Here is a 15,055-nt window from a genome sequence, read left to right as displayed (position 1 = left end):
TCGCGGCATCCGCGAGCCCCCGAAATCGTCGGAGGCTGACCGGCTCAGGCCATGATGGCGGCGTACCAGATGAGCAGCAACGTCACGAGGAACCCGACGACGTAGTTGATGCCGAGGAATCGCTTCCAGCCGGCGTTCGCGCGCCCCGATGAGGCATCGGTGACGCCCGTGAAGGGTGCTGCCACGGCGAGGTACGGCACCACGAGCAGGGCCGCGAGCGGCCCGGGCCACGACGTCGCGAGCATGAGCAGCCCCGCGAGTGTCCACGCGCCGATCGCGAACTGCACCGTGCGACGGGCGCCGAGCGCCGTGGCGATCGAGGCGATGCCGCCCGCCCGGTCGGGCACCACATCCTGTACCGCTCCGAACGCGTGGCTCGCGACACCCCACGCCAGGAAGGCGAGCAGCAATGCGAGGAGCGGCGGCGTGAACGCCGCGCCGGCAAGCACGAGCCCGTAGACCGCGGGGCTCACGAAGTGCACGCTCGAGGTCAGCGAGTCGAGGAAGGGCACCTCCTTGAACCGCAGCCCCGGCACCGAGTACGCGGCGACCGCGAAGAGACTCACCGCGAGCACCGCCCACGATGCCGGCCCGCCGAGCGCGACGAGCACCACGACGAAGGGCACGCACGTCGCGATCGCGGCGATGATCGTGAGCCGGTGCCGGTCGGGCACGAGCAGCGCGCCTTCGACGCCGCCCTTGCGTGGGTTCGCGGCATCCGATGCGTAGTCGAAGACGTCGTTCACCCCGTACATCGCGAGGTTGTAGGGCACGAGGAAGAACAGGGTGCCCACGATGAAGGCGACATCGACCTCCCGGGTCGTGAGCAGGTATGCGGCCGCGAACGGGAACGCGGTGTTCACCCAGCTGAGCGGGCGGGAGGCGGTGAGGAGGTCGGCGACCGCGCTCCGGCGGCGGGTGTCAGTCGGCATCGGTCGGCCGCCTTCCGAGGAGGTTCCACAGTCCGCTGAGGAGCAGGATCCCGGCGACGGGATACGCGAGGTCCTCGATGGGTGCGAGCCCGAGACGAGCCCCCCAGATGTGCGCATCGGCGTAGTCGAACAGGCCCGCCCCGATCATGATCGAGTCGAAGGCGACGGTCAGCACCACGAGTACGAGCGCGGAGATCACGACCGCTCGCCCATGGCCGCGCGGCGCACGTCGCCACCCGGGCGCCGCGACGACGATGGCCACCGAGAGGAAGACCGCCGAGAGCAGCAGGTAGGTCACCGGCGCACCGCCTCCTTCGCCGCGATCAGGCGCACGACGCCGGTGTAGAGCACGAGCGTGAGATAGCAGAGGAAGGTGAGGAACACGAGCTCCTCGACAGGCAGTTCCGGTGCGAGCAGGATGCCGGTGCTCACGGTGTTCTCGGCCTTGCGGAAGATGCCGAGGCCGATGCCGGCCAGGTCCCACGCGAGGAAGAACACGAGACCGGCGGCGAGGACGACGGTCGCGCGCCAGCGCCGGCCGGCCGCACCGAACACCAGATGGAAACGCACGTCGAGCAGCACCATGCACGCGATGCCGCCGAGCAGCACACCGAGGTACGCGAGGTTCATGCCGGCACGCTCCGCACCGCAGGCTCGACGAGCGGCCCTGCACTGCAATCGCCGCGCACGGCCTTCGCCACGAGTTCGGCGCTGATGAGGCACATGGGCAGCCCGATGCCGGGAACGGTGGTCGCGCCCGCGAAGTAGAGGTCGTGCACCGTCTTCGACGCCGTGCGCCCACGCAGGAACGCGCTCTGACGGAGCACGTGCGCCGGCCCGAGTGCAGAACCGCGCCACGAGTTGAACTCCGACTCGAAGTCGCCCGGCCCCACGGTGCGGCGTACGATCACGCGTTCGGCGAGCTCGGGGATGTCGGCCCACGCCGAGATCTGCGCGATCGCCGCATCGGCGATGCGCTCGACGGCCTCCTCACCGGCGCCATCGATGCCGCCACGCCCGATGCCGGGGTCGGCCGGAACCGGCACGAGTACGAACAGGTTCTCGTCACCGGTGGGCGCCACCGACGGGTCGGTCGCGCTCGACTTGCACACGTAGAGCGAGGCCGGGTCGGGCACCGACGGGTTTGCACCGAAGATGCGGTCGAAGTTCTCCGCCCAGTCCTCGGTGAAGAGCAGGTTGTGGTGCAGCAGCTGCGGCAATCCGCCCCGCACGCCGAGCATCACGAGTACGGCGCTCGGCCCAGGGTCGGCCCGGCGCCACGAGGCATCCGACCGACTGCGCGACTCGGCCGGCAGCAACGTCGTCTCGGTGTGGTGCAGGTCGGCCGTGGAGACGACCAGATCGGCCTCGACCGAATGCTCGACGCCCTGCGAATCCTGGTAGCGGATGCCGCGAGCCGCCGCCGCTTCGACCTGGATCTGCGTCACCCGAGCTCCCGTCACGATGCGAGCGCCGGATTGCTGCGCCAACCGCGCGACGCTGTCGATGACCTCGCGGAACCCGCCGAGAGGGTAGAAGACGCCGTCGTCGAGGTCGAAGTGGCTCATCAGGTGGTACATGCTCGGTGCCGCCGACGGCGAGGTACCGAGGAAGACGGCGGGATAGCCGAGCACCTGCCGCAAGCGCCCGTCTCGGAAGCGGCGGGCGACGAACCGGTCGAGCGGTTGCAGCAGCAGACGGCCGAGACGGCCCAGCCGCCGCAGCACCGGCGGCACGAGCAACGTGCCCGTCGACGAGAAGTCGTTGTAGAGGAAATGGTCGAGCGCGAGCCGCGTGGTCTCCTCTGCCGAGTCGAGGTAGCGCTCGAGCGCTCTGCCGGCGCCTGGTTCGATCGCCTCGAATGCCGCGGCGGCCCGTGTGCGGTCGGCGACCACGTCGAGGGGGTCGTCATGACGCTCGAAGAACACCCGGTAGCCGGGCTCGAGTCGCTCGAGCTCGAGCTCGGCGGCGGCGCTCGTGCCCATCAGCCGGTAGAAGTGCTCGAACACCTCGGGCATGAGGTACCACGACGGGCCCGTGTCGAAGCGGAAGCCCGCGGCGTCCCACCGCCCGGCTCGGCCCCCGACCGAGTCGTGCGTCTCGTAGACGGTCACCTCGTGGCCGTCGCGGGCGAGCAGCGCGGCAGTCGCGAGGCCCGCGATGCCGGCGCCGATGACGGCGACCCGGCTCATGTCCCGGCCTCGGGGGCCGGCGCGTGCACAGCCTCGAGCGACCGCGACCGCGACCGGGATCCGGACCGCGACCGCGATCCGGACCGCGACCCGGCGGCACGCGCGAGCAGCAGGACCTTCTGCGCAGTCGGCACTCGCACCCGGGTGATGAGCAGCTCCCTCGCCGGCGTGCGACGCAGCCTCTCGGAAAGCGCGGAGAACAGTGCGTGCGCTGCGGCGACGGCCCTGCGGCATCCGCCCGGCAGTTCGGGAACGACCTGGCCGGCGATCGCGAGGTCGCGGTCGATGTCGTCGAGCAGTCTCGTCTTGTCGGCCTCGCCCAGGTACGCCGGGTCGATGCCGGGGAGATAGCGACGTCCGAGCAATTCGTAGTCGTCAGCGAGATCGCGCAGGAAGTTGACCTTCTGGAATGCGGCGCCGAGGTGCCGGGCGCCGCGCTGCCAGCGCTGATCCCGATTCGCATCGACGGGCAGCCCTTCGCTGAACGCGCGCAGGCACATCAGGCCGACCACTTCGGCCGAGCCGTACACGTACTCGCGCAGCTCGTCGTCGTCGAAGTCGACGGGGTCGAGGTCGCGTCGCATCGAGGCGAAGAACGGGCGGGTCAGCTCGACGCCGAAGTTCGTGGTGCGCGCGGTCTGCGCGAAGGCGTGCACGATGAGGTTCGAGCTGTACCCGCGGGCGACGGCCTGCTCGGTCTCCGCCTCGAGTGCGTCGAGCATCGCGCGGCGCTCGGCCGGCCCGAGACCCGCCTCTTCGGCCGGGCCGTCGACGATCTCGTCGGCGATGCGCACGAGTGCGTAGATATCGGCCACGTGGGCGCGCACCGGGCGAGAGCACAATCGGCTCGCGAGGCCGAACGAGGTCGAGTAGTGCGAGATCACCTGGGCGGAGCCGAGGCGCGCGGTGCGGTCGTAGAGGGCGAGCCCGCTCGTCGGCGCCGTCATCGGGCGCGCTCCACGCACTCCCGAGCGGTCGCGGTCAGCCCGTCTCGAAGGTGCTGCGGCAGCGGTGCCGCGGCGATGGCGTCGACGGCATCGCCGCAGCGCGCGTCGATGAGCTGTTCGACCCTCTCTCGGGCGCCGCTCGTCTCGATCGCCGTGCGCAGTCTCGCCGCGGCCTCCTCATCCAGCTCGGGGCGGCCGAAGTCATCTGCGACGGCCGCCCAGCTCGCGTGCTCGCGCGCGTACGCGACGAGCAGGGTCTCTTTACCCTCCCGCAGGTCGCCGAGGGTCGTCTTGCCGGTCATCGCCATGGTGCCGTAAACGCCGAGCACGTCGTCGCGCAACTGGAAGGCGACGCCGAGGTGCCGACCGATCTCGCCGAGCCGAGCGACGGCGGCTGCGGAGGCGCCGCCGAGCACCGCCCCGGCCTGCAAGGGCGCGCTGAACGAGTACGACGCCGTCTTGTTCTCGATCATCGCGAGGATGTCGCGCTCGCCGGGTGCAGCGCCGGCATGGCGCACATCGGCGTGCTCGCCGGCCGCGGCGAGGAAGACGCCCTCGTCGATGATCTCGAGCAGGGAGCTGCGTACGTTGCGCGGTGCATCGAGCTCGGCGATCAAGCGGTGTGCGCCGCTGATGAGCAGGTCGCCGGCGAGAATCGCGGATGCCTCTCCGTATTCGTGTGCACGGGCGTTCGACAGTCCTCGCCCGACGCCGTCGAGCGCGAAGAGACCCGCGACGTTCGGCGCCCCTCGGCGCACGAGGTCGTGGTCGATGACGTCGTCGTGCATGAGGAAGGCGGTGTGCAGGAGCTCGAAGGCGGCGGCGAGACGCACGGCCTCCGTCGTGGGAGTGCCGGCGAACGCCGCGTGGGCGGCGAGCACGAGATCCGGCCGGATGCGCTTGCCGCCGGTCGCCCCATCGCGCGCGGCCTCCCATAGACGCACGTAGGCGTCACCGTGCGCTCCCGCACGCGCGAGGCGGGTGGCGAAGAACTCGTCGAGGACACCATCGAGCTCGACGGACGTGCCGACGCCGCGTTCCAGCGGCCGGTCGAGGGTCGTGCCGATCATGAGGCGATCGCCCCGCGCTGCTCGAGCGAGCCGCCCAAGAAGGGCAGCAACTGCGCCTGCAGCACGAGCCACGGGCTGAACGCCCACGGCGCGTGCTCGATCGCCGGCGCGAGCTGTCGGGGATGCACCCATGCGTAGTCCATGACCTCGCCCGGGTGCGGCTCGGGCACTGAGCTCGTGTACGCCGTGTAGACGGGGCACAGCTCGTTCTCCACGACACCCGAGGCATCCGTCGCCCGGTAGTGGAAGAAGGGGAGCACCGGCTCGATGCGGTCGAGGGGCAGGCCGAGTTCGAAGTCGCCGCGGCGGCGGATCGCGTGCACGAGTGTCTCGGCGGGTGCCGGGTGGCCGCAGAACGAGTTGGTCCAGACGCCGGGCCACGCCTGCTTCGTGAGGGCGCGCCGCGTGACGAGGAGCTCATCACGCTCGTTGAACACGTGGCAGGAGAATGCGAGATGTCGTGCGGTGTCGGCGCCGTGCACGCTCGACTTGGGCGCCCGGCCGATGGGCCGATCGTCGACGTCGAGCAGCACAACCTCTTCGATGTCGCTGAGGGTCATGCTAGTCTCCAATCTTTGCTGCTTCGGCTAGTAGGTTGCTTAGCGAGAAATATACATGACTGGCTAGAATTACTCCATGGCAACTGAGCGGGAGTCCCGGCACGACATCGCCGCCGCGATGCACGACCCCCGCATCTCCGACCGCGACGAGCAGCTCGTCAGCCGCGCCGGCCTCGACGACGAGCAGGTCGACCAGATCGTCCGCGTCATGCAGGGCCTGCGAGGCTGGCACGAGGCCGAACGCCGCATGAGCGAGGCCTCGCGCCGGTACATGAAGCTCAATGCCACCGACATGCGCGCCCTGCGGTTCCTCATCGCCGCGCGGAACCAGGGCGAGATCGTCACTCCCGGGGCGCTCAGCGAGTACCTCGGTATTTCGAGCGCGTCGACGACGAAGCTCCTCGATCGGCTCGAGCGCGGCGATCACGTGGTGCGGGCGCCGCATCCGACCGATCGACGGGCGCTCGCCATCTCGGTCACGGACGCCACGCGCATCGTCGCCCGCGAGTCGGTCGGACGGCAGCACGCACGACGATTCGCGGCGGCCGCCGAGCTCACCTCGGATGAACGCGAGATCGTGATCCGCTTCCTCGAAGCGCTCAGCGCGACCGAGTTCGATCAGGTCTGAACAGGTGCGTCCCCGGAGGCAACGGAGGCGCGCTCCCACGATGCGACCGGCCCATCGACGACGCTGAAGAGCGGATGCGGGTCGGGCGCCTCGACTCCGGCGCAGCGCAACGCGAGCTCGGGGGATCGGGTCGTCAGCTTCTGCACGAGGTGGTGCCACTCGAGGTCCAGCTGCCCACTCGTGACGGCGATCAGCACCGGCACCTCGCTGCGCCGGTGCACCTTGCTCGCGTCGAAGCGATAGCCGCGGGCCGTCGCCTCATCGGCCACGCCTGCGAGGTAGTCGCCGATCGCCCCGAGCGCATCGGGTGCCGCACGGAACCGCTCGAGCTGCGGATGCCTCGTGTACCCGCGGGTCGCACCCTCGAGCACCGCCTGGGCGAGCAGCGCCTCGCGCCAGCACGCCGTGAGCCCCTGGCGATCGAGGTAGCGCGGATGCAACGACCAGATCCTCATCCGTCGAGGGTACGTCGCGCACACGCATGCCCGTACGTCCACCCCGTCTGCCGCTTTTGGCCGTTCAGGAGGAAAGAGGGAGACTGGAGGCATGTCTTCCCCCGCTGCCCGAGCGGCAGCCGACGCACTCCGTCCCGAATCCGAAGCCGGCGAGTCTCCTGAGGGGTTCACGGTGTTCGCCGTGCTCCGCCGGGACCCGGCGAAGCCCGATGACTACGACGGCCACGACGTGCGCCGCATCGTCGACGAGCTCGACGGCGTCATCTCGCTCGTCGAGAACGAGGGCGTCACTCTGCGCGGCATCTACGACGTCTCCGGCCTGCGCGCCGACGCCGACGTCATGCTGTGGCTGCACGGCCCGACCGCCGAGGGGCTACAGTGGGCGCTCCGCGAGCTGCGCCGTGCGCGCATCCTGAAGCACCTCCTGCCGACGTGGAACGCCATGGGCGTGCACCGCGACGCCGAGTTCAACAAGTCGCACGTGCCGGGGTTCCTGCGCGGTATCGAGCCGAAGGCCTGGCTCACGATCTACCCGTTCGTGCGCAGCTACGAGTGGTACCTCCTTCCGGAGGAGGAGCGCAGCCGCATGCTCGCCGACCACGGCCGTAAGGGCGCGGCGTTCCGCGGCGCGATCGCCAACACCGTCAGCGCCTTCGCCCTCGGCGACTACGAGTGGCTGCTGCCGATCGAATCCGACGAGCTCACCGAGCTCGTCGACCTGATGCGCGAGCTGCGCGCCACCGACGCGCGGCGCCACGTGCGCGAAGAGGTGCCGTTCTACACCGGCCGCCGTATCACCACCGCCGAGCTCATCGAGGTACTGCAGTAATGGCACACTACGACGCGATCCTGCTCTCATCGTTCGGCGGCCCCGAGGGCCAAGACGACGTCATCCCGTTCCTCCGCAACGTCACCGCCGGTCGCGGCATCCCCGACGAGCGGCTCGAAGAGGTCGCCCACCACTACCGTCACTTCGGCGGCGTGAGCCCTATCAACGAGCAGAACCGCCAGCTGAAGGCTGCGCTCGAGGTCGAGCTCGCCGCTCGCGGCGTCGAGCTGCCCGTGTACTGGGGCAACCGCAACTGGGCGCCGTACTTCGGCGATGTCGTGCGCGAGGCGTCGGCGGCCGGGCACACCGAGCTGCTCGGCCTCGTCACGAGCGCCTACACGAGCTATTCGGGCGTCGGCCAGTACCGTGAAGACTTCGTGAAGGCGACCGCGGGCACGGATGTCGCGATCGACCGCGTCCGCGAGTACTTCGACCACCCGGGCTTCGTGCAGCCGTTCATCGAGGGCGTGACGGATGCCGCAGCGTCGCTCGCTGCCGAAGGCGTCGCGCCCGAACGCATCCACGTGCTCTTCGTCACCCACTCCATTCCGACCAGCGCAGCGGATGCCTCGGGGCCGTCGTTCGGCGCGGGCGGCGCGTACGTCGCGCAGCACTTGGCCGTGGCATCCGTCGTCGGCGAAGCCGCCGCGCCGGCTTCGCCGTGGTCGCTCGTCTACCAGTCGCGCTCGGGCAGCCCCAGCACGCCGTGGCTCGAGCCCGACATCAACGACGCGATCGGCGAGCTCGCCGTGGGCGGCCTCGCCGACGCGATCGTGATCGTGCCGTTCGGGTTCGTCAGCGACCACATGGAGGTCATGTGGGACCTCGACAACGAGGCCGTCGAGTCCGCCGGTGAGCATGGGCTGAAGGTTCGCCGTGTGCCGACCCCCGGCGTGCACCCCGCATACGTGTCGGGTCTCGTCGACCTCGTGCTCGAGCGCCTGAACGACGTGCCCGACGCGGAGCGACCGCACCTCACGACCCTCGGGCCGTGGCCCGACCACGCCCGCATCGCCGGCGGTGCCGTCGTCTCGTCGGCCCCTGAGCCCGTTGCGGGCTCGCAGGGGGCGACCTCGCGATGACCGCCGTCATCCGCGTCGGCACCAGGGGCAGTGCGCTCGCGATGGCCCAGACCCGCCAGATCACGGAGCGGCTCGCCAAGGCCGCCGAGGCCGAGATCGAACTCGTGCCGATCACGACGCAGGGCGACACCTCGCGGGCGTCGCTCGCGACGATCGGCGGCACGGGCGTGTTCGCGGCCGCCCTTCGCGAGGCGCTCCTCGCCGGCGAGTGCGACCTCGTCGTGCACTCGCTGAAAGACCTGCCGACCGCCGAGCACGAGGGCTTGCGGCTCGGTGCCGTGCCGAAGCGCGCCGATGCGCGCGACGCCCTGTGCGCGCGCGACGGACTCACGCTCGCGACGCTGCCCGAGGGCGCACGCGTCGGCACCGGGTCGCCCCGACGGATCGCGCAGCTCGCCGCCGCCCGCCCTGACGTCGTCGCCGTCGACCTGCGCGGCAACGTCGACACGCGCCTCGGCAAGGTCGAGTCGGGTGAGCTCGACGCAGTGATCTTGGCCGCCGCGGGTCTCGGTCGCCTCGGGCGATCGGATGCCGCGACCGACCTCCTCCCGCTCGGCGTCTGGCCGACCGCCCCGGGCCAAGGCGCCCTCGCCCTCGAGGTGCGGCGCGAGCTCGGTGACCATGCGCTCGAGCGTGCGCTCGAGGCGATCGACCACCAGACGACGCGGGCGACTGTGCTCGCCGAGCGTCTGGTGCTCGCGGGCCTCGAGGCGGGTTGTTCTGCCCCCATCGGTGCCACAGCGTTCATGGAGGACGAACTTCTGTTCCTGACGGCGACCGTGTACAGTGCCGACGGGACCCGGCAGCTCGCGAGCTCGCACGCGGCCACCCCCGACAGCCGCTCGGCCGCCGACTTGGCGGATGCGGCGCGCGAGGTCGCTGAACGCGTCGTCGCGGAACTCCTCGGCAACGGCGCCGCCGAACTTGCACCACCTGAGGAGTCGCTGTGAGCGAATTCGAATCGATGACGGGTGCCATCAACCTGCCTGCTTCGGCCGGCAAGCCACTCGCCGGCTGGCGAGTGCTCGTGCCGCGCGGCGGGCCCTGGGGCGATGGTGTCGCCGCGGCATTGCGTGTGCGTGGCGCTTCGCCCGTGATCGCGCCGATGATCAACTTCGCGCCGACCGACGACCAGCCCGCTCTCGAAGCCGCACTCGCGAAGCTCGCCGCCGGAGATTTCGATTGGGTCACGATCACGAGCGCGACGACCGTCGACGTGCTCTCGACCTACAACGCGGTCATCCCCGAGACGACGAAAGTCGCAGCGGTCGGCGAGACCACCGCTGCCGCTCTCGTCGCAGCCGGGTACCACGCCGACATCGTGCCGTCCGAAGACAACTCTGCTCGCGGTCTGCTCGAGGAGTGGGAGGCGGCGACCGAGGGCCGACTGGGTCTTCGCGTGCTCGCGTTGCGTTCGGCGATCGCCAAGCAGGTGCTCTCGATCGGGCTCGCCCGCGCCGGCCACCACGTCGAGGCCGTCGTGGCGTACCGCACCGTTGGCGTGCCGGTGTCGGCGAAGGTCGCCGACGATGTGCGCTCCGGCCGCGTCAATGCCGTGCTCGTGACATCCGGCAGTGTGGCAGAACAGGTGCAGCAGCAGCTCGGGCCGATCCCCGAGTCGATCCTCGTCGCGGCCATCGGCCCGCAGACCAAGAAGGACGCCGCCCAGGTCGGCCTCCGCGTCGACGTCGTGGCGCGCGAGCGCACCGCCGACTCCCTCATCGACGCGGTCGTCGACGCGGCAACCGCCAAGGCCTGACGCGCACGCGCGTCCCGCCCGTCCGCGTGCCCGCCCCGCCCGCGTGCCCGCTCCGCCCCGCCCGCGTGCGTTCCCGGGGTCACTTTCCGCCAGAATCATGCGCCCGCACGCTCGTGGATGTCCGAAAAGCACCCCCGTGGCGCGGCGGTGACCGTCTGACGCATACGCCCCCGGCTCTCGCACAGGGCCCGCGACGTAGGCTGATCGGGTGAGTTCCACGCCTGTTCCCCGTGTCCGCCCGCACCGTCTGCGTGAGACCCCGGCCCTGCGCCGGCTCGTCTCCGAGACCCGGTTGCATCCCGCCGAGCTCGTGCTCCCGATCTTCGTGCGCGAGGGCGCGAGCGCCCCGGTGCCGATCGGCTCGATGCCGGGCGTCGTGCAGCACTCGCTCGAGAGCCTGCCCGACGCCATCGAGCAGGCCGCGGCCGCGGGCGTCGGCGGCGTGATGCTCTTCGGCGTGCCAGAGGTGCGCGACGCGCGCGGCTCGGGTGCCACCGACCCCGACGGCATTCTCAACGTTGCGACGAGGGTCGCCGCCGAAGCATCCGCCGGCCGCCTCGTCGTGCAGACCGATCTGTGCCTCGACGAGTTCACCGACCACGGCCACTGCGGTGTGCTCGACGAGCAGGGCAGGGTCGACAACGACGCGACGCTCGAGCGATACACGGCGATGGCGCTCGAGCAGTCGCGCGCCGGCTCCGAGATGCTCGGTCTGAGCGGCATGATGGACGGCCAGGTCGCCGCCGTGCGCGAGGCGCTCGACGAGGGCGGCCACCAGCACACGGCGATCCTCGCGTACTCGGCGAAGTACGCGAGCGCCTACTACGGCCCGTTCCGGGAAGCGGTCGAGTCGACGCTCGAAGGCGACCGTCGCTCGTACCAGCTCGACCCCGGCAACCGTCGTGAGGGGCTGCGCGAGGCGATGATCGACATCGACGAGGGCGCCGACGTCGTCATGGTGAAGCCCGCAGGCAGCTACCTCGACGTGCTCGCCGACGTCGCCGCGGCATCCGAGGTGCCGGTCTGGGCGTACCAGGTGTCGGGGGAGTACGCGATGATCGAGGCCGCCGCCGCGCACGGCTGGATCGATCGCAAGCGCGCCGTCATCGAGTCGGTGCGGGGCATCCGCCGTGCCGGCGCCGACGCCGTGCTCACCTACTGGGCCGTCGAACTCGCCGAGTGGATCCGCGACGGAGACGCCGCATGACCGCGATCGCCACCGCGCACACGAACGACGAGCTCTTCGCGCGCGCCCAGGCTGCGATCCCCGGCGGGGTGAACTCGCCGGTGCGCGCGTTCCGCTCGGTCGGAGGCACGCCGCGCTTCCTCGTGTCGGCCCGCGGCCCGTACGTCACCGACGTCGAGGGGCGCGAGTACGTCGACCTCGTCGCCGGTTGGGGTCCCGCGATCCTCGGGCACGCAGACCCGCGAGTCGTCGAGGCGGTGACGGATGCTGCGGCCCGCGGCCTCTCGTTCGGCGCCTCGACCCCCGCGGAGACCGAGCTCGCCGAGCTCGTCGAGCAACGCGTCGGCCCCGTCGAGAAGCTGCGCCTCGTCTCCACCGGCACCGAGGCGACGATGAGCGCCATCCGTCTCGCTCGCGGCTTCACCGGTCGCGACCTGCTCGTGAAGTTCGCAGGTCACTACCACGGTCATTCCGACGGCCTCCTCGCCGAGGCCGGCTCGGGCCTCGCGACCTTCGCACTGCCGGGTTCCGCCGGCGTGCCCGCCGACATCGCAGCGCTCACGCTCGTGGTGCCGTACAACGACCTCGAAGCGCTCCGCGCAGTGTTCGCCCAGCACGGCGACCGCATCGCCGCCGTCATCACCGAGGCGGCCGCGGCGAACATGGGCGTCGTTCCGCCGGCGCCGGGGTTCAACCGCGCGGTCGTCGAACTCGCGCATGCCAACGGCGCACTCGTCATCTCCGACGAGGTGCTGACCGGCTTCCGCGTGTCGGCCGCGGGCTGGTGGGGGCTCGAGGCGGCGAGCGCTTCGACGAGCTCAGCGAACACCGACTACACACCCGACCTCATGACGTTCGGCAAGGTCATCGGCGGCGGCATGCCGGTCGCCGCGCTCGGCGGTCGCGCCGAGATCATGGATCAACTCGCCCCCCTCGGCCCCGTCTACCAGGCCGGCACGCTCTCGGGAAACCCGGTCGCGGTCGCAGCGGGCGTCGCGACGCTCAGGGCAGCGGATGCCTCAGTGTACCGCCGGCTCGATGAGACCGCCGAGACGATCAGCGACGCGGTCGCCGCCGCGCTCGACGCCGAAGGGGTCGCCCACCGCGTGCAGCGCGCAGGCAACCTCTTCAGCTTCGTGTTCGGAGACCTCGGCGAGGTGCGCGATTACGCCACCGTGCTTCGGCAGGAGTCGTGGCGCTACGCCCCGTTCTTCCACGCCATGCTCGATGCGGGAGTCTCGCTGCCGCCGTCGGTCTTCGAGGCGTGGTTCGTCACTGCGGCGCACGACGACACGGCGATCGCACGGGTGCTCGATGCGCTGCCGGCCGCGGCGCGCGCTGCGGCATCCGCTCGCCACGCATAACCAGCCATGGGAGTTACGCGCGGATTCCTGCACGAAACCGTTCTCCGTTTGTGGGGCGTCGACACGCCGTGAGCCGGGTGTCTCGGGCAGGATGGAAGCATGGCGAAGCTCCGCATGCACACCGACCGGATCGAGGTTCATCTCACCACGGCCGAGAAGTCACTCGCGCTCCGTGCCGATGACCTCGTGGTGCAGCGCGACGACATCCGTTCGGCGACCGTCACCGATGACCCATGGATCTGGATCCGTGGCATCCGTCGTCGCGGCACCGAGATCCCGCTCGTCGTCGCGGTGGGCGTGTGGAAGTACCACGGCGGCACCGACTTCGTCATCGTCAAGGGCAAGCGCCAGGCCGTCGTACTCGAACTCGCAGCGGGCGAGTTCACCCGCATCATCCTGAGCACCAATCACGCAGGCGAGCTCATGGACCGCCTGAAGCTCACCGTGCCGCCTGAGGGCAACGGAGCAGACGCCGACTGAGGCCGGCAGGGCCGGCCGCTGCTCACGCGAACGCGAAGAGCACGAAACCGACGAGCGGCAGCGTGCCCTGCACGAGCGCCGGCTTCAGGTAGGCGCGGCCCGTGGTCGTGAGCACGGCGGCGGCGAGCACCATGCACGCGGTCGTGAAGAGCACGAGCGTCTTGCCGACCGGCATTGCGCCCGCCCAGTAGAGCGCGAGGCCGAGGGCCGCGCCGATGCCGAGGAACAGATTGTAGAAGCCCTGGTTGTAGGCCATCGGCTTCGTCGTGTCGGCGGCGGCCTGGTCGGCGACGCCGAAGCGCTTCCACGTCGAGGGGCGGGTCCACCAGACACTCTCCATGAGGAAGATGCACCCGTGCAGCAGTGCTGCGAGGGCGACGAACACGCTTCCGATGACGGCCATGCCGCGATCGTATCGGCCGTGAACGCGTCTGCGGGGCGTCTCAGCCCGGCGGGTCTTCGCGTTCGACGGTCACGGGCACGCCGAGAAAGCGTTCGACCTCGGTGACGGATGCCGCGAGCGACCGTTCCTCGCGAGCGGAGAACGACCGCCAGGGCTGCAGCTTGACGACCGCGCGTCGGCCGGCGGTCACGGGCGCCCAGCGACCGACCATCACACCGTCGATCATCAGCGCGTGCAGCGGGAACTCGGGGTGCACGGGATCGGAGCGCCCGGGGGGTTGCAGGTACGTGCGGGGCGCCGCGTGCCCCATGATGTACTCGTCATACGCCTGCAGCAGGTCGACGACACCGGCACGCGGCGGCGCGGCCGAACTCGCCTCTGCCGTCACCTCGACGTCGTGCCAGTGCGTCGCCCCGTCGACCTCGAGCGTCTGGACCCGCCCGCCACTGGCGTCGATGACAGCCGCGAATGCCTGCCGGGTATCGCCGAGCGTGAACCCCGACCAGGCGGAGAAGTCACGATCGGTCGCGGGCCCGCGCGAGCCGATGAATCGTGCGGCGAGTTCGACGAGCGCGGCATCGCGCGTCTTCGGGGCCGACGCCGGCACCCGCTCGTCGAACGCCGCATACGTGCGCTGCTTGCCGACATTGGCGCCGCTGATCGCGACCCGTTCGAGCTCGGCGAGCATGAGCACGTAGGTGAAGCCGAGACCGGACGACGGCTGCCCCGCTGCGTCGAGCGCCGCGGCGAGCTCGGCGCGGGTGCGATGCCCGCCCGCGAGCGACGAGGCCATCACGTCGAGGGCGCGGGCGGCGGCTTCGCCGTCGACGCCCGTGCGCCGGTAGTACGTGGCATTCGCCCGATGCACGCGTTCGGCCGAGAGCTCCATCAGCCACCGAGCATCCGTCGGGTCGACGAAGTGCCACGTCGGCCGCAGCACATGCGTGCGCAGGATCTCGCCGCGGTCGAGCGCGGCGGTGACGGCCGCGAGGTCGGGCCGCTGCGCGACGGGAACCCGCATTGCGAGACCCCACTGCGCCGGCACGAACTCCTGCGACTGCACCGCGACGAAGCCTCGCACGACGTCGGCTGCCGACGCCGCGCGCTCATCGCGCAGCCCCTGCACGTGCAGGCGAACGCGGCGCAACTCGTCGAGTTCCACCCTCAC

The 15,055-nt window shown here is 70.8% G+C and carries 18 protein-coding genes; 8 read left to right on the top strand and 10 right to left on the bottom strand.

Annotation, left to right across the window (positions count from 1 at the left end; translation table 11 throughout):
- Positions 1-44 precede the first annotated feature (44 nt).
- The 7 genes from AC1C2R_RS07305 to idi are packed head-to-tail and all read right to left on the bottom strand — an operon-like array spanning position 45 to position 5,701.
- On the bottom strand, positions 45-932 hold the full coding sequence (locus AC1C2R_RS07305; protein WP_495379497.1) for a prenyltransferase: 888 nt from the start codon (positions 930-932) through the stop codon (positions 45-47).
- Positions 922-1,230, bottom strand: a complete 309-nt coding sequence (locus AC1C2R_RS07300; protein WP_495361427.1) for a lycopene cyclase domain-containing protein — start codon at positions 1,228-1,230, stop codon at positions 922-924. The genes AC1C2R_RS07305 and AC1C2R_RS07300 overlap by 11 nt, the downstream gene beginning before the upstream one ends.
- Positions 1,227-1,562 carry a lycopene cyclase domain-containing protein gene (locus AC1C2R_RS07295; protein WP_495379496.1) on the bottom strand — a complete coding sequence of 112 codons (336 nt, stop codon included), beginning with the start codon at positions 1,560-1,562 and terminating at the stop codon, positions 1,227-1,229. The genes AC1C2R_RS07300 and AC1C2R_RS07295 overlap by 4 nt, the downstream gene beginning before the upstream one ends.
- A complete protein-coding gene (gene crtI / locus AC1C2R_RS07290; protein WP_495379495.1) occupies positions 1,559-3,124 on the bottom strand; it encodes a phytoene desaturase family protein in 1,566 nt (521 codons plus the stop codon). The genes AC1C2R_RS07295 and crtI overlap by 4 nt, the downstream gene beginning before the upstream one ends.
- Positions 3,121-4,071: a phytoene/squalene synthase family protein gene (locus AC1C2R_RS07285; protein ID WP_495379494.1), complete on the bottom strand. Its 951-nt coding sequence runs from the start codon at positions 4,069-4,071 to the stop codon at positions 3,121-3,123. The genes crtI and AC1C2R_RS07285 overlap by 4 nt, the downstream gene beginning before the upstream one ends.
- Positions 4,068-5,141: a polyprenyl synthetase family protein gene (locus AC1C2R_RS07280; RefSeq protein ID WP_495379493.1), complete on the bottom strand. Its 1,074-nt coding sequence runs from the start codon at positions 5,139-5,141 to the stop codon at positions 4,068-4,070. Before AC1C2R_RS07280 ends, AC1C2R_RS07285 begins: the two co-directional genes overlap by 4 nt.
- Positions 5,138-5,701 (bottom strand): isopentenyl-diphosphate Delta-isomerase, encoded by a 564-nt coding sequence (gene idi / locus AC1C2R_RS07275; protein WP_495351839.1) that lies wholly within the window; start codon positions 5,699-5,701, stop codon positions 5,138-5,140. Before idi ends, AC1C2R_RS07280 begins: the two co-directional genes overlap by 4 nt.
- 76 nt (positions 5,702-5,777) lie before the next feature.
- Here idi and AC1C2R_RS07270 point away from each other — a divergent pair, with 76 nt between their 5' ends.
- Positions 5,778-6,329: a MarR family winged helix-turn-helix transcriptional regulator gene (locus AC1C2R_RS07270; RefSeq protein ID WP_495379492.1), complete on the top strand. Its 552-nt coding sequence runs from the start codon at positions 5,778-5,780 to the stop codon at positions 6,327-6,329.
- On the opposite strand, the gene AC1C2R_RS07265 is transcribed toward AC1C2R_RS07270, so the two are convergent.
- The gene (locus tag AC1C2R_RS07265) at positions 6,320-6,784 is read right to left on the bottom strand and encodes a pyrimidine dimer DNA glycosylase/endonuclease V (protein ID WP_495351837.1); all 465 of its coding nucleotides are present in this window, start codon (positions 6,782-6,784) and stop codon (positions 6,320-6,322) included. The two genes, AC1C2R_RS07270 and AC1C2R_RS07265, sit on opposite strands and share 10 nt — an antisense overlap.
- Before the next feature lie 91 nt (positions 6,785-6,875).
- Between AC1C2R_RS07265 and hemQ the strand changes: the two genes are divergently transcribed.
- The 7 genes from hemQ (at position 6,876) to AC1C2R_RS07230 (ending at position 13,484) form a co-directional block, all read left to right on the top strand.
- A complete protein-coding gene (gene hemQ / locus AC1C2R_RS07260) occupies positions 6,876-7,613 on the top strand; it encodes a hydrogen peroxide-dependent heme synthase (protein ID WP_495351836.1) in 738 nt (245 codons plus the stop codon).
- On the top strand, positions 7,613-8,695 hold the full coding sequence (locus AC1C2R_RS07255) for a ferrochelatase (protein ID WP_495379491.1): 1,083 nt from the start codon (positions 7,613-7,615) through the stop codon (positions 8,693-8,695). Before hemQ ends, AC1C2R_RS07255 begins: the two co-directional genes overlap by 1 nt.
- Entirely contained in the window at positions 8,692-9,645 is a 954-nt protein-coding gene (gene hemC, locus AC1C2R_RS07250; protein WP_495351834.1) for a hydroxymethylbilane synthase, read from the top strand. Before AC1C2R_RS07255 ends, hemC begins: the two co-directional genes overlap by 4 nt.
- Before the next feature lie 14 nt (positions 9,646-9,659).
- Positions 9,660-10,454, top strand: coding sequence for a uroporphyrinogen-III synthase (locus tag AC1C2R_RS07245; protein ID WP_495353211.1), 795 nt, complete (start codon positions 9,660-9,662; stop codon positions 10,452-10,454).
- Positions 10,455-10,662: 208 nt separating this feature from the next.
- Entirely contained in the window at positions 10,663-11,661 is a 999-nt protein-coding gene (gene hemB / locus AC1C2R_RS07240) for a porphobilinogen synthase (RefSeq protein WP_495379490.1), read from the top strand.
- Positions 11,658-13,004 carry a glutamate-1-semialdehyde 2,1-aminomutase gene (gene hemL, locus AC1C2R_RS07235; RefSeq protein WP_495379489.1) on the top strand — a complete coding sequence of 449 codons (1,347 nt, stop codon included), beginning with the start codon at positions 11,658-11,660 and terminating at the stop codon, positions 13,002-13,004. The genes hemB and hemL overlap by 4 nt, the downstream gene beginning before the upstream one ends.
- 99 nt (positions 13,005-13,103) lie before the next feature.
- A complete protein-coding gene (locus AC1C2R_RS07230; protein WP_495379488.1) occupies positions 13,104-13,484 on the top strand; it encodes a hypothetical protein in 381 nt (126 codons plus the stop codon).
- A gap of 22 nt (positions 13,485-13,506) precedes the next feature.
- Here the strand turns inward: AC1C2R_RS07230 and AC1C2R_RS07225 are convergent, their stop codons facing one another.
- Together AC1C2R_RS07225 and AC1C2R_RS07220 are read right to left on the bottom strand one after the other, a co-directional pair.
- Complete coding sequence (locus AC1C2R_RS07225) at positions 13,507-13,887, bottom strand: DUF1304 domain-containing protein (RefSeq protein ID WP_495379487.1); 381 nt, start codon at positions 13,885-13,887, stop codon at positions 13,507-13,509.
- 40 nt (positions 13,888-13,927) lie between these two features.
- Entirely contained in the window at positions 13,928-15,055 is a 1,128-nt protein-coding gene (locus AC1C2R_RS07220) for a winged helix DNA-binding domain-containing protein (protein WP_495379486.1), read from the bottom strand.

It is taken from the genome of Agromyces sp. Y182 (assembly GCF_059445385.1).
The sequence above is the reverse complement of the archived record's forward strand: the minus strand, read 5'-3'. Positions and strand labels throughout refer to the sequence as shown.

What these genes read in the sequence shown, in the direction of transcription:
- AC1C2R_RS07305 (WP_495379497.1), bottom strand. Translation starts at nt 932, where the DNA reads ATGCCGACTGACACCCGCCGCCGGAGCGCGGTCGCCGACCTCCTCACC.
- AC1C2R_RS07270 (WP_495379492.1), top strand. Translation starts at nt 5,778, where the DNA reads ATGGCAACTGAGCGGGAGTCCCGGCACGACATCGCCGCCGCGATGCAC.
- AC1C2R_RS07280 (WP_495379493.1), bottom strand. Translation starts at nt 5,141, where the DNA reads ATGATCGGCACGACCCTCGACCGGCCGCTGGAACGCGGCGTCGGCACG.
- hemQ (WP_495351836.1), top strand. Translation starts at nt 6,876, where the DNA reads ATGTCTTCCCCCGCTGCCCGAGCGGCAGCCGACGCACTCCGTCCCGAA.
- AC1C2R_RS07255 (WP_495379491.1), top strand. Translation starts at nt 7,613, where the DNA reads ATGGCACACTACGACGCGATCCTGCTCTCATCGTTCGGCGGCCCCGAG.
- idi (WP_495351839.1), bottom strand. Translation starts at nt 5,701, where the DNA reads ATGACCCTCAGCGACATCGAAGAGGTTGTGCTGCTCGACGTCGACGAT.
- AC1C2R_RS07245 (WP_495353211.1), top strand. Translation starts at nt 9,660, where the DNA reads ATGACGGGTGCCATCAACCTGCCTGCTTCGGCCGGCAAGCCACTCGCC.
- AC1C2R_RS07265 (WP_495351837.1), bottom strand. Translation starts at nt 6,784, where the DNA reads ATGAGGATCTGGTCGTTGCATCCGCGCTACCTCGATCGCCAGGGGCTC.
- AC1C2R_RS07230 (WP_495379488.1), top strand. Translation starts at nt 13,104, where the DNA reads ATGGCGAAGCTCCGCATGCACACCGACCGGATCGAGGTTCATCTCACC.
- AC1C2R_RS07295 (WP_495379496.1), bottom strand. Translation starts at nt 1,562, where the DNA reads ATGAACCTCGCGTACCTCGGTGTGCTGCTCGGCGGCATCGCGTGCATG.
- hemL (WP_495379489.1), top strand. Translation starts at nt 11,658, where the DNA reads ATGACCGCGATCGCCACCGCGCACACGAACGACGAGCTCTTCGCGCGC.
- AC1C2R_RS07285 (WP_495379494.1), bottom strand. Translation starts at nt 4,071, where the DNA reads ATGACGGCGCCGACGAGCGGGCTCGCCCTCTACGACCGCACCGCGCGC.
- crtI (WP_495379495.1), bottom strand. Translation starts at nt 3,124, where the DNA reads ATGAGCCGGGTCGCCGTCATCGGCGCCGGCATCGCGGGCCTCGCGACT.
- hemC (WP_495351834.1), top strand. Translation starts at nt 8,692, where the DNA reads ATGACCGCCGTCATCCGCGTCGGCACCAGGGGCAGTGCGCTCGCGATG.
- AC1C2R_RS07225 (WP_495379487.1), bottom strand. Translation starts at nt 13,887, where the DNA reads ATGGCCGTCATCGGAAGCGTGTTCGTCGCCCTCGCAGCACTGCTGCAC.